Genomic DNA, 12875 nt, shown 5'->3' on the forward strand with positions numbered 1-12875 from the left:
TCCTGACAATGGAGTACCGCATTAAAAAAATAATTTATCGGGTTAAGTATAATGATGAAGCGAAACATTTAGGGGAATATGCTTTAGTTTCCATTAAGAGAGCATCAAAAGAGCTTAAAGAACAGTACTTTTCTTGGAACCCTGAATTTAGTATAGAAAGGATAAGGGAAGTTTTCGGTGAACCTAGCTATAGAATAGGTGGCTTATATAGTGGACCAGTAGAAGTATGGGTTTTTGAAACCAGTACAAACAATGTAATTTATATTGAAGCATGGCCTTTCGTAGAACCGCCAGGATTTTATATCCACTGTAAAAATTATGATGAATCTATAGTGACTTTTTCCCGTTGGTTAACATTGCAAAACTCTTCAAGGCACTTAAAAGTCATACCAGGAGGTAAAATGACGATACCTACGTAAAAAAGGAAAGCCTAGGCTTTCCTTTTATTCATATAACCCTAATTTTTTTGCATTATCGATAATTAACTGAATTAAATTTTCATGTTCAGGACCTGGGAAATTTCTTAGTTCTACCCTTGGAACATCGATGGTTTCTGCAATAGTTTTTCCCTGGGGATTATGATAGTTATCTATAATTAAATTTGGACCTAAACTTGCCAATTCCCCTATTTTTGCAGGGCTTAATTCATCGGCACTGAAAACTTCTAAAACATCATAGCCTAAAGAACGGATAAAGGCTTGGTGATGTTGATGCACTAAAACTTTGATATTATTTACTCCCTTTTCTTCAGCCTTTGCTAAAATTTCCTCCATTACTTGGGTAAATTCATCTTCCCATTTTTGCTGCTCTTTTGTTGTTCCTAATTTTTCGGCGATAATTCTAGTTTGTTCCACCAGATTGTTATATGTATTTGTTGTAATAACACAGATTATTTTTTCTTCAGGGATGTTATTCCCTTCTATAATTTTTTTCATAAAGGATTCGTATCCTGCCAAGATAACCCAGTCAGCTTCTAAAACAGCTTGAACATCACTGGGTTTAAAATCATATTCTGGTGGATGTCTTAACTCTATCGGTGCTAAAATAGTAACATTTTTTGCACCTGCCGCTTCTGCCATATAAGCAGTCCAGCTAGTAGAAGCGACGATTTTTAAGCTTTCTTCCTCCTTAGCATTTTGCCCATTATTACTGTTACATCCCATGGCAAGTAGTAATAAAATTAGAGTAACAACACATAAAAATTTTCTCATTAAAAATCATCCTTTCTATAAAAATTATTAGATTTACCCCCTAATAAAGGAAGTAAAAATTATACTGAAGAGTAACAGGATTACTCCCATCAATGTTATAGTTGCTCCAGTGGGAAAATCAAAGACCATGGAAAATAATAATCCACCACTTGTTGTTAGAAATCCAAAGATACTAGTAAGTATTAGTAGTTGTCTGAAATTTTTAGCCAACCTTAAGGCAGCCATAGCTGGGAGTAAAATTATAGCGTCCATTAATAATGCCCCTACAATTTTCATAGCTACTCCAATGGAAAGTCCAGTTAAAAATAATAAACCATTACGGATTATTTTAGCAGGGATTCCTAACCATTCCGCTTGTTCGCTATCGTAAAAAGTTAACTGAATCTCTCGGTAAAAGATATAGTAAGTTAGGATAATAATAATTCCTAAAAAGAAAATAAAGATTAAATCCTTATTTGTCAAGATCAAAATACTTCCGGTAAACAAACCAAAGATTTCTAAAGCTGGAACTCCCCCCCGATGAAATAACACAAAGGCTAGAGCCATGGAGCCAGTCATAAAAAAAGCACCGATTAAACTAGTATCTAATTTAAATTTATCAGATAAAGGGCCAAAAAACAGAGAACCTAGACCTATAGCTGCAAGGGCAAAGGTTAAAGGATTAGCACCTAAAAGCAATCCTATAGCCCCTCCCAATAATCCCATATGCATTAAAGCAAAACGAATTGTAGTAAGTTTAAAAACGATAATAACTAGCCCTAATAGGGATAGGGTGGAACCAGTTAACATAGCAGCTAGTAAGGCCCTTTGGAAAATCGGTATCCTTAAATAATCCAAAACCCCCATTCTTACACCTCTCTTCTCAATTCTATTCGTTAAATAACCGCCCTTTTTCTAGATAGACAATCCGATCACTTATCCTTCTGGCATGATGTTGATTATGGCTAATCATTAGGATTGATAAATTATATTGTTGGCGAATATTTTCCAGCGTCTCGTCTAATAACCTCTGGGAGTCTATATCTAGATGGGTAGTAGGTTCATCGAGGAGGAGGATTTTAGGTTGTCGCACTAACGCTCTAGCAATATTTAGCCTTTGGGTCTGTCCACCTGAAAGTTTTCGGCAATCTTGGTATTTTAACGGGGTTAAACCTACAATTTCTAAAATTTCTTCTGTTATCCTTTTATCTTCTTTAGAAGGTTTTTTTAAATAGGAAAAAGAAGTGCCCCATCTACCTAACAAGACGGCATCAAAGACACAGATGGGGAAATTGCCACTATTATATTTTTGTGGTACATATCCTATTTGGGAGCGGAGCCAAGTTTTATCCTTCCCATTTGTGACATCTTTACCTAAGATATAAATTTTTCCCCTTTGTACTGGTAAAAGCTGCAATATTCCTTTGAATAAAGTGGTTTTACCGGCCCCATTTTCTCCAAAGATAGTAAGGAATTCCCCTAAATAAACAGTCAAGTCTATATTATGTAAAACAATAGATTCTCCATAGCCCATAGTTAAACCTTTAAGTTCTATAGCTTTTTCCATTTAAATCCTCTCCCTAAAAATCTTAATCTTAATTATACTACAATTTAACTTTATTTTATAGTTTTCTTTAATATTAAATTGGATTTTGATAGAATATAGAATAAAGATAAATTCATATATTTTAATAGTCTGGAGGAAATTTTATGGAAGATTTACAGTTAGCTAAAAAAGAGTTTGAAAAAGGAGAATATAGCTTAATTTTGGTAAAGAATGGAGAAGTTGTGGGGACCAGTAAAGAAAAAGGGGTAAAGGGAATATTAGAGTTTTACTTAAATCACAAAGAACTGTTAGAAGGGGCAGCGGTGGCTGATAAGCTGGTGGGTAGAGCTGTTGCAATGATTTGTCAGCAGGGGAAAGTAAAGGGATTATACACTCCCCTTTTAAGTGAAGGGGGAGAAGAAATACTACGTCAAGGAAATATTCCTTATCAAGCTGATAGAATAGTGAAAGCTATTAAAAATCGTGACAATACTGATTTATGTCCAATAGAAAAATTGACTTTAGGAGTTAAAGACAGTAGACAAGGGATTAATAAGATCTTAGAGTTTTTTCAAAATCTACCTAAGTAAATAAATTTTTGTTTGAGACCTATTCGTAGGTCTTTTTTGTTTATTAATCAGCAAATTTGGAAAAACTATCATAACAAAACTTACTAGGGAGAGATTTCCTATGAACATATTTAAAAGATTTATTTCTAAAATAGACAGAAGAAGGACAGGAAATAAAATAACACCTAATTCAAATCCAGGAAAACCATTATATAGCAGTTTAGATAAAAATTATAATTACTTAAAAAACTTATTTAAGGATTGTGAAGATATAAAGTTTAGAAAAGTGAAAATAGGGAACACCAAATTGACAGCTATAGTCGTCTTTGTAGACGGTATGGTCAACCAAGAGAGTATAAGTAGTAATGTTATTCGGATGTTGACCAAGATGGTCAAAGAAGGAGAGGGTATTTCACCCCAGATAGTGGAAGAAAAGTTGATTACTACTGTGGATGTTAAAATGGCGGAAAATTTTGATGACGGGGTGGAAGGAGTATTATCTGGTGATGCATTCCTTTTAGTAGAGGGGATTGGTAAAGGATTTCTGTTAGAAACAAAATCGTGGGAAAGTAGAAACGTTACAGAACCCATCAATGAACAAGGGATAAGGGGACCTAGGGAAGGCTTTACGGAAACTTTACGGATAAATACTTCTTTAATAAGGAGGAGAATTAAAAATAATGATTTAAAAATACTTCATTTTAAGGTTGGTAGGATAAGTAAGACAGATGTTGCAGTCCTATATATATCTAATATTGCTTCACCTGAGGTGGTAAATGAAGTAAAAAAAAGGATAGATCAAATTGATATCGATGCAGTGTTAGAAGCCAGTTATATAGAAGAAATAATTGAAGAAAGGACATTAACATTATTTCCACAGATACTCAGTACTGAACGGCCTGATAGGGTAGTAGGACACCTCCTTGAAGGGAAAGTTACAGTTTTAGTAGATGGTAGCCCCTTTGCCTTAATTATGCCGGTATCCCTTCCTCAATTTTTCCATACTCCCGATGATTACTATAATCGCTATCCCTTTGCACTCCTTAGCAGAACGGTCCGTTTTTTAGCTTTCTTTGTAGCTTCTAGTTTGCCATCTCTGTACATTATAGCTGTAAGTTTTCGCTATGAAGTATTACCCCGGGATATTATTGCCCAAATAGCCCAAACTAGAACAGTCCTCCCATTTTCACCATTGGCAGAGGTTTTATTGATGGAAATCACTGTAGAGTTTCTAAGGGAAGCTTCTTTACGACTACCTGCTCCCCTTGGTCAAACTGTTGGTATTGTAGGAGCACTAGTTATAGGAGAATCGGCTATCAGGGCTAATTTAGTATCACCAATATTAGTTATAGTTATTGCCATTGGATTATTAGGTAGTTTTATAATCCCAAACTATACCATGGCTACATCACTTAGGGTATTGAGATTTATCATACTTTTGGCAACAGGGGCCTTTGGTGGATTTGGTTTTATCCTCACCTGGATGATGGTCTTTGCCCATTTATGTAATATAGAATCCTTTGGTGAACCTTACTTAGAGCCAATAGCACCCTTTAAGGTTTCCCAACATCGGGATTTGATCTATAGAATCCCTGTTAGATGGTTGAGGAGAAGACCACAAGTAACAGCGGGAAGTAATGTTAGAAGGCAGTTGGGGGTAGAAAATGATGAGGAGTAAAAAAAATACATATATTACAGATTTTCAATGGATTTCATTCCTTTTTTGTGTAATGGTTGGTGTTGGAGTAACAACACTACCTCGGGAACTTGTAGATGAAGTAGGAAGGGATGGGTGGATTACTATAATACTAGGTACTTTATTAGTTCTTTTTTATGGTAAAATTTGCCTTCACTATGCCCAAATGTTTCCTGAGAAAACTTTGGCCCAATCAGTACCCTTAGTCATAGGTAAAGTACTTGGTGCTGTAATAATTATTATTTATACATTGTATACATTAATCCTCAGTGGCTTGATTATCCGCTCTTATTTAGAGCTGATTTATATTTACTTAGATATTCAATATCCTTACTATCTCTCAGGTTTTTTACCCTTCTTTATTATTGTTTATGTCGCCCGTTGTGGATTATCCACTTTAGCAAGATTTACTGAATTGATTTTTATGTTGACAATACCCTTTACTTTCCTAATTATTTCACCTATTTGTCGTGGTAATATAATGGAAATTTTGCCGGTATTTGAAGGGGAAGTTAAAAATATCTTTATTTCTATCCCTGTAGTTTCCTTTGTCTTTTTAGGTTTGGAAAGTATTTTAGTATTTTATCCTTATCTTAAAAGGAAAAAAAGGGCTGTTAAAACGACCTTTTTAGCTATCAATATTGTAGGGTTATTTTATACTTTAATTTTTATAACTTCCCTTTTAGTTTTAGGAATAGAACAGGTTAAGATATTTAACTGGCCTTTTATACAAGTATTAAAAACTATGAGAGTTGCTGTTATTGAACGGATTGATACCATTTTCTTACATTTCTGGACAGTACAAGTGGTAATAGGAAGTACTATACTATACTTTGCTGGAACCTTTTCTTTAGCTAGTTTTTTTAACAAAAGGTATCATGATATTTGGGGATTAGTGTGCTGGCCAGTGACTTATTTAGCAATTGTTTATCCTAAAAATATTTTAGAGTTAGAAGAAATAACTGGGTTGATGGTAAAGGGATCTACTATTTTTCTCATAGCTTTGCCAATAATTTTAATAATCATTGCTAAAATTAGGGGTGTGGGTAATGAAACTTAATAAAATCTTAGTTATGGTTACGGTATTTTTACTTTTAATAGGTTGTGGAACAGCTCAACAAAGGGTACTAGATGATTTGGAAATAATTTTTGGATTGGGCCTTGAACAAGGAGAAAAAGAGGGGGTATTAAAATTTACTACATTTGGGGTCACCCAAGAAGAAACTGCTAAAGAACCAGTAGTTCAGCATAATGTAGAGGGATATGGTTTTAAAAGTTTTATCCGTAACTGGCAGTACCAAGGCCATAAGACTTTGGCTTTAGGTAAAGTACAGGTAATAGTATTTGGAAAAGAAATAGCTAATAGTGGTTTAGAAAAAGTCATATTAGAACTTCTAGAGCTCCCAGAAATAGATGTAAATACTGTTGTGGCTTATTACGATGGGGATCCTAAGGATATTTTTAGTCTTGATGTAATAGAAGAGCAGAGGGTAGCTATCTATTTAAGAAAATTACTGGAGAAAAACAGTATTAAAAATTCTATACCTAGAGTTGACTTACATACTTTAGTTACTGATCACTTTACAATAGGTAAAACTTCATATTTACCAATTCTTAAAGAGAGCAAGGATAAATCTAAAGCTATAGTGGCAGGATTGGCACTGTTGGATGATGAAGGAAAGGTAAAGGTTACACTCAATGATACAGAAACTTTGTATCTGTTACTATTAAAAGGTCATAGGGTATCATTGTTAATAGATAGTAACGTACTCATAAAAGAAGGTAAAAAGGCTAGGGTATTATTTGAAGTGACAGGAAGTAATGTAAGATTTGATACAAAGTTAGTAAAAGGGAAACCTCAAATTAATGTTAGAATAGATTGTAAAGGTACTTTAAGGAATATAGATGGGCTTCAAGGGGATTACTTTGATGAAGAAGTTTTTGACAAAATCAACAGGGAAATTTCTAAACATTTAACAGTAAAAATGCAAGAACTGATTGATAAATTACAGGAAAATGGTGTTGATCCTGTTGGATTTGGAGAGTTAGTTAGGGTAAGGCATAATAAATATTTCCAAAAAAATACTTGGGAAAAAGATTATCCCCAAATAACAATAACCAATGAAACTAAAATAAAAATCCTTAGAGCTACTAATTTAAGGAAAAAACCATAAAGGATTTTTCCATCCCAAAGCGAATAAATATTATTGCACTTATTTTATTTTGGGATGGAGGAAATTTTTATGAGGGAATTTTACTTTGTAGTTAACCCTGCATCTGCCAATGGGACTACAAAAACGGTGTGGATGGAAATAGGGGAGTATTTAAAGGGAAAAGGCATTGAATACGATTTTGCTTTTACTACTGGACCTAACCATGCAACCCAAATTACCACTGAAGCTATTAAGAAAGGGTATAAGTGGATAGTGGCAGTAGGTGGAGATGGAACAGTCAATGAAGTAATGAACGGATTTTACATTGAAGGACAATTTACCCAAAAGGCTGCCCTTGGAATAATTTCCCGGGGAACAGGTTGTGATTTAATCAGAACTTTAGGTATTCCTAAAGAGTATCAAGGGGCAGTGGAAATTTTACAGGGAAAAAAGACTAGGGAAATCGATTTAATTAAAGTGGAGTACTTAAATTTCTGGGGTGAAAAAGAACAGCGATATTGTATTAACATCTCCGATGTGGGTTTAGGAGGCTATGTGGCTCAAAGGGTAAATCATACATCTAAATCCGCTGGAGGGTTATGGTCTTACTTGAGGGGAACATTGCTCAGTATTTTAAAATATAAAAATCGTCAAGGGAAAGTAATAATAGATGGACAAGAAGTGTATGATGGAAGATTTTCCTTGATAGCTGCTGCCAATGGCAAGTATTTCGGTGGAGGGATGAAATTAGCTCCTATGGCTGAATTAGATGATGGCTATATAAGTACAATTTTATTAGGTAATATGGGTAAAGTTGAGCTATTACTAAATTTAGCAAAGGTATATGATGGTAGTCATTTAACCCATCCTAAGGTTAAGGATTACAAAGCTAAGGAAGTAGTAATTAGTTCTAATGAAAGGTTACCTTTAGAAATAGATGGAGAAAATCCTGGTTTTGGTACAGTAAAGTATTCTATTATAGAAAAAGCTATAAAAGTTATTTGTTAAAAATTTTTTATAAAAAGAAGGAATTTTGAGTTAGATGAAGAATAAATATTAAGAAAATTTAATAATAAATTATTGGGTATAAGTTTTTAGTGAATAACAGCCCTTAAACATTTTATGTTTATTGGCTGTTTATATTTTTTGAGAGGGGGGGGGAAACCTTTAATTTTAAAAAATAGAAGGGAGGAAGATATTTTATATGAGAAAAATATTGGCATTACTAGTAATAGGTGTAATGATCTTTACAATTGTACCTAAACCTTATACTGTAACAGCGGAAGAAGGGGAAGAAAAACTAATAGTTTCTGGGACTTATCAGAAGATAGACATGGAAAAGGGAGAAAATGATTTTTTAGAGGAAGCTTTGGTAGCTAAGAGTTTAGTCCAAAAAGACAATACAGGAATGAATTTAGAGAACTTGTATGTAGCCAATGATGATGAGTACTGGTATATTGGTTTCGAAGGGAAATCTGACTGGGGAATGATGTATGGAATATATATAGATATCGATGGAGTACCGGGTTCTGGAGGACACTTCAATCCATGGGGTAGAAATGTACCAGTAATAGAAGATTATTATCCTGAATTTGCCATTCACGCTTGGTCCCCTGGAGGAACCAAGAAGGTAGAACCGGCTCAGTTTATAACTTGGACAGGTGAAAGCTGGGACTCTAAATCTTTGAAAGAAGTAAATGGGAAAGAAGCTAATGATGTAGAAAGTGGTTTTGTTAAATATGCAATTCCCCACGAAGTATTAGGTAATCCAGATAGTATTAGGGTGTTTCTCTTTATTGCCGGAGGAGATGGCGTACCTCAAGATGTAGTGCCAGGAGATCAACGGATTTCTACTGGTTGGATGAACGAAATAGATTTTCAATTTGACAAGTTTGTGGAAGTAAAAAGGGCAGAAAAACCAGTGGTTGAGCCTCTATATTTATCTATTGAAGGACCAAGGGAATTAAAAATTAACAAATTGAGCCATACCTTTAAAGGAGAGACCAATGGAGAAAGCTTAAAGGTTAATGATGTGGAAATTCCTTTAATAGAAGGAACATTTGAAGTAGAAGTAATGTTGATGGAAGGGGAAAATGAGTTTGTGTTTTTAGCAATTAGGGGAGAAGAGGAAAAAGAGGAAAAAATAACAGTTTGGGTCAATACAGAACCGGTAACTATAGAAATTATTCAACCTATAGAAGAAATTACTACCAGCCAACCATTGATTGAAATCATTGGAAAAACCAATGGAGATCAAGTGTTGATCAATGGACTAGAAGTTCCCCTTAATGAAGATGGAGAATTCCGTTATAATGTTGCCTTAATAGCCGGCGAAAATATTATAACGATCCATGCTTCCAATAGATACGGCTCAGCAGTTAGTCAATTAGTAAAGGTTATATATGAGAAACCTCAGACTAAAATTATTATCGACGGCAATATAGATGAAGCTTATGGTGAACCGGTGGCCATAGATCCTAAGGGAGATATGAAACAACCAGATTTAGATTTGCACCGCTTATTTGTAACCGATGATAGTAACTTCTGGTATATAGGTTTAGATTCATATCTAACAAATTGGGGAGTAACCTATGGAATTTATATTGATACCGACAATGTTAAAGGATCTGGTGGAACTACTGATCCATGGGGAAGAAAAGTAGGGGCTGTGGAAGAACATCTTCCTAACTTTATCCTATACATTTGGAGAAATGGTGATGGTACCATTAATACTCCTCAGCTTTGGAAGTGGAATAATGATAAGTGGGAGATGACTGAGTTAGATTTAGCCGGTGGTGCAAGTTTTTATAGTCCAGAAAATGAGTTTATGGAGTTTGCTATTCCTAAAGTGGTTTTGGGCAATCCAGAATTTATTAACCTCATAGCCTTTACTACTGGAGGAGATGGAATAGCTCAAGATACCACACCATCAGATCCAGCTGTAGAACAGGAAGAGCCTATTTGGGGAGCAATTGAACCCACTATTTTATCGGCCTTTGTTAAGGTGGAAGAAACAGTGGCAGGGGCATTGTCCTTAGTTGTAGAAGCACCTGAAGATGGGTTATTGACTAATAAAAAGCAAATTAGTGTTAAAGGCCAGACAAATGGAGATAGGGTTTATGTAAATGATAGTTTAGTGGAAATAGGGGAAAACGGTAGATTTATTTTCCATTTGACATTAAAAGAAGAAGGAGAACATCAAGTAATTATCAAAGCAGTTAGGGGTGTAGAGGAATTAACAGTTACTAGAAAAATCTTTGCTGATTTCACTCCACCTCTGTTAGAAGTAACAACACCTACTAAGGATATGGAAGTTGATTCTCAAGATTTTACTGTAAAAGGAAAGGTAGAAATAGGAGCAATCCTTTATGTCAATGGTGAGGAAACTGAGTACGATTCTGATGGAAACTTTGAAAAGACCATACGCCTTATTAGTGGGGTTAACCAGGTAATAATTAGGGCAGTAGATAAAGCTGGCAATATAACTGAAAAGACTTTTAAAATCACCTTTAAAGCTGCTACATCAGGTCCTACTACCATCAAAGTTGATGGAATAAATGACTTCCCACCCGATACTGTTGTAGGGACTTCACCGGCAGGAAGTATGTCAGAACCCCATCTAGATCTTCGGAACTTTTATGTAACCGATGATAACCAGTATTGGTATTTTGGTTTTGATGCTTACTTAAAAGGTGATTTCGGGAAGGCTTATGGTATTTATATTGACATCGATGGCAAGAAAGGATCTGGTGGAACTACCGATCCTTGGGGTAGAAAGGTAGCTGCTACTGAAGAACATCTACCTGAATACATTATCTATGTTTGGTATGATTCAAGGGGATTACAAAATGCCCAATTTATCACCTGGACAGGTAATGGCTGGGATTACAAACAGCTTGTGGATATTGGAGGAAAACAAGGGCACAGCGAAAACTTCATTGAATACGGGGTTCCTAAACTGTTATTAAATAATGTCCAATCCTTCAATGTAATTCTCTTTACTGTAGGAGGAGATGGTACAGGACCTCAAGATTCAGCTCCTAAGTGTCCAGCTATAACCTGGAGTGAGCCAAAGTGGAACATTGAAGAGAAAGTTGTTTTAAGTAATTTTGCTAAAGTTGAAGGAAGAGGAGTAGAAAAAATCTTGACATTGTTAGTGGAAAATCCCGCTGAAGACCTTCAAACTGATGTTGATAATATTGAGATAAGAGGTAGAGTTACTGAAGGGGCAAAAGTAACTATAAATGGAATACAAGTTGAGGTCAAGGAAGGAGTATTTAGCCAAAAATATAAACTAGTAAAGGGAGAAAATAACTTTAAGATAACTGCTGTTTTAGATGAACAAAAAATAACTATTACTAGAAAAGTAATCTATGTACCACCTAGGAATATCAATAACTTCCCTAAAGAAGCATTGGTAGCCCAAGATCCAGCCGGTGATATTAATGCACCTAACCTTGATTTAACAACCCTTTATGTTATGGATGACGAACTCTACTGGTATATAGGATTCCATGCACCTGCAGGGGACTGGGGTTTAGCATATGGACTTTACTTTGATGTAGATAATGTATCTGGTAGTGGAGGTACTTCTGATCCTTGGGCAAGGGCAATTAAAACGGTACCGGAACATCATCCGGAATATGTCATCTATGCTTGGCATAACGAAAATCGCCAGTTAGAGCCTGCTAAAATTTATAGCTGGACTGGAGAAAACTGGAGAGAGCGGGATTTAGGAAGTTATAGAGGTGCTAAACAAGAATACAGTGCAGGTTTTGTTAAATACACTATCCCTAAAGCTGCTTTAGGATATGCCAACCAGTTTTATATCAGTTTATTTACAACTGGCGGTGACGGACCTGCCCAAGATACAGTACCCTCTGATCCTAATGTGAAATTTACTGAACCTAAATGGGATGCCAACTATTTCGTAACTTTAAGTAAGTTTGCCTTTGTGGAAGCCAATTATCCTATAGAGCCGCCTAAGTTAGAGATTCTCTCCCCTTCAGATGGTAGTTATGTAAATACTCCAACTATTACTATTAAAGGGGTTACAGAAATAGATGCTAAAATTTTCGTAGGAGAATTAGAGATTAAGGTAGATGAAAATGGAAAATTCCAATTTGACTATACATTAGATGAAGGAGAAAATATTATTACAATAATTGCAAAGGACTCAAGGGGTATTGAAAATCAAGTAGATTTACTAATTTACCTCGATACTGAGCCACCAAAGCTTATATTAAATAAAGATTATGATGGTATGGTGGTAGAGGAAGCTGAATTGATTATAGCTGGTAAAACCAGTTTAGATGCCCAAGTCTTTATCAATGGTGAAAAAGCGAATCTTCAAAGCAATGGAGTCTTTACTTTAACAATACAATTGGAAGAAGGGGAAAATGTAATCGAAATTAAAGCTGTTGATAGGGCAGGAAATGAAAGGGTTAAAACCATTACAGTAACTTACAATCCTCCTAAAGCAAAGAAAAATACTGGATTAATGACTGGTATAGGATTAGGTCTAATTTTTGTCCTAGGTGCTCTAGCCTTTGTCTTTGGAAAGAAATACGGTTATATAGGTAAAAATTAATAGTAAAGGAAGAAGGGCTATCCCTTCTTCCTTCAAACTGAAGACAAACTATAGACAAAGTCATCATCAGCTGTGGTAATTAAACAAAGATACGATTAAGTCGAGGAGATAGATTTAAGAGCTGATTAGAT

10 protein-coding genes are annotated in these 12875 nt (G+C 35.1%); 7 read left to right on the forward strand and 3 right to left on the reverse strand.

What is annotated here, in order from left to right; all coding sequences use genetic code 11:
- The first annotated feature begins 8 nt into the window (after nt 1-8).
- On the forward strand, nt 9-419 hold the full coding sequence (locus BMX60_RS06880; RefSeq protein WP_091350657.1) for a hypothetical protein: 411 nt from the start codon (nt 9-11) through the stop codon (nt 417-419).
- 24 nt (nt 420-443) lie between these two features.
- Here the strand turns inward: BMX60_RS06880 and BMX60_RS06885 are convergent, their stop codons facing one another.
- Genes BMX60_RS06885 through BMX60_RS06895 form a run of 3 tightly spaced genes read right to left on the reverse strand, consistent with a single transcriptional unit; the run spans nt 444 to nt 2757 of the window.
- On the reverse strand, nt 444-1211 hold the full coding sequence (locus BMX60_RS06885) for a metal ABC transporter substrate-binding protein (RefSeq protein ID WP_091350659.1): 768 nt from the start codon (nt 1209-1211) through the stop codon (nt 444-446).
- 33 nt (nt 1212-1244) lie between these two features.
- A complete protein-coding gene (locus BMX60_RS06890) occupies nt 1245-2057 on the reverse strand; it encodes a metal ABC transporter permease (RefSeq protein ID WP_091350662.1) in 813 nt (270 codons plus the stop codon).
- A gap of 22 nt (nt 2058-2079) precedes the next feature.
- On the reverse strand, nt 2080-2757 hold the full coding sequence (locus BMX60_RS06895) for a metal ABC transporter ATP-binding protein (protein ID WP_091350663.1): 678 nt from the start codon (nt 2755-2757) through the stop codon (nt 2080-2082).
- 143 nt (nt 2758-2900) lie between these two features.
- Between BMX60_RS06895 and BMX60_RS06900 the strand changes: the two genes are divergently transcribed.
- The 6 genes from BMX60_RS06900 to BMX60_RS06925 all read left to right on the forward strand — a co-directional run bounded on the left by BMX60_RS06900 (nt 2901) and on the right by BMX60_RS06925 (nt 12744).
- Entirely contained in the window at nt 2901-3326 is a 426-nt protein-coding gene (locus BMX60_RS06900; RefSeq protein WP_091350665.1) for a DUF1893 domain-containing protein, read from the forward strand.
- Between the two features lie 100 nt (nt 3327-3426).
- Nucleotides 3427-4983, forward strand: coding sequence for a spore germination protein (locus tag BMX60_RS06905; protein ID WP_091350666.1), 1557 nt, complete (start codon nt 3427-3429; stop codon nt 4981-4983).
- Nucleotides 4970-6061, forward strand: coding sequence for a GerAB/ArcD/ProY family transporter (locus tag BMX60_RS06910; RefSeq protein WP_091350668.1), 1092 nt, complete (start codon nt 4970-4972; stop codon nt 6059-6061). The genes BMX60_RS06905 and BMX60_RS06910 overlap by 14 nt, the downstream gene beginning before the upstream one ends.
- Complete coding sequence (locus BMX60_RS06915; protein WP_091350669.1) at nt 6051-7175, forward strand: Ger(x)C family spore germination protein; 1125 nt, start codon at nt 6051-6053, stop codon at nt 7173-7175. Before BMX60_RS06910 ends, BMX60_RS06915 begins: the two co-directional genes overlap by 11 nt.
- A 69-nt stretch (nt 7176-7244) precedes the next feature.
- The gene (locus BMX60_RS06920; RefSeq protein ID WP_177159731.1) at nt 7245-8162 is read left to right on the forward strand and encodes a diacylglycerol/lipid kinase family protein; all 918 of its coding nucleotides are present in this window, start codon (nt 7245-7247) and stop codon (nt 8160-8162) included.
- Nucleotides 8163-8358: 196 nt separating this feature from the next.
- Nucleotides 8359-12744 carry a hypothetical protein gene (locus BMX60_RS06925; protein ID WP_091350672.1) on the forward strand — a complete coding sequence of 1462 codons (4386 nt, stop codon included), beginning with the start codon at nt 8359-8361 and terminating at the stop codon, nt 12742-12744.
- The last annotated feature ends 131 nt before the right edge of the window (nt 12745-12875 follow it).

This window comes from Anaerobranca gottschalkii DSM 13577 (genome assembly GCF_900111575.1).
Lineage (GTDB): Bacteria > Bacillota > Proteinivoracia > Proteinivoracales > Proteinivoracaceae > Anaerobranca > Anaerobranca gottschalkii.

Excerpts from the sequence above, each read along its gene's own strand:
- BMX60_RS06880 (WP_091350657.1), top strand. The coding sequence starts at position 9 with ATGGAGTACCGCATTAAAAAAATAATTTATCGGGTTAAGTATAATGAT.
- BMX60_RS06885 (WP_091350659.1), bottom strand. The coding sequence starts at position 1,211 with ATGAGAAAATTTTTATGTGTTGTTACTCTAATTTTATTACTACTTGCC.
- BMX60_RS06890 (WP_091350662.1), bottom strand. The coding sequence starts at position 2,057 with ATGGGGGTTTTGGATTATTTAAGGATACCGATTTTCCAAAGGGCCTTA.
- BMX60_RS06895 (WP_091350663.1), bottom strand. The coding sequence starts at position 2,757 with ATGGAAAAAGCTATAGAACTTAAAGGTTTAACTATGGGCTATGGAGAA.
- BMX60_RS06900 (WP_091350665.1), top strand. The coding sequence starts at position 2,901 with ATGGAAGATTTACAGTTAGCTAAAAAAGAGTTTGAAAAAGGAGAATAT.
- BMX60_RS06905 (WP_091350666.1), top strand. The coding sequence starts at position 3,427 with ATGAACATATTTAAAAGATTTATTTCTAAAATAGACAGAAGAAGGACA.
- BMX60_RS06910 (WP_091350668.1), top strand. The coding sequence starts at position 4,970 with ATGATGAGGAGTAAAAAAAATACATATATTACAGATTTTCAATGGATT.
- BMX60_RS06915 (WP_091350669.1), top strand. The coding sequence starts at position 6,051 with ATGAAACTTAATAAAATCTTAGTTATGGTTACGGTATTTTTACTTTTA.
- BMX60_RS06920 (WP_177159731.1), top strand. The coding sequence starts at position 7,245 with ATGAGGGAATTTTACTTTGTAGTTAACCCTGCATCTGCCAATGGGACT.
- BMX60_RS06925 (WP_091350672.1), top strand. The coding sequence starts at position 8,359 with ATGAGAAAAATATTGGCATTACTAGTAATAGGTGTAATGATCTTTACA.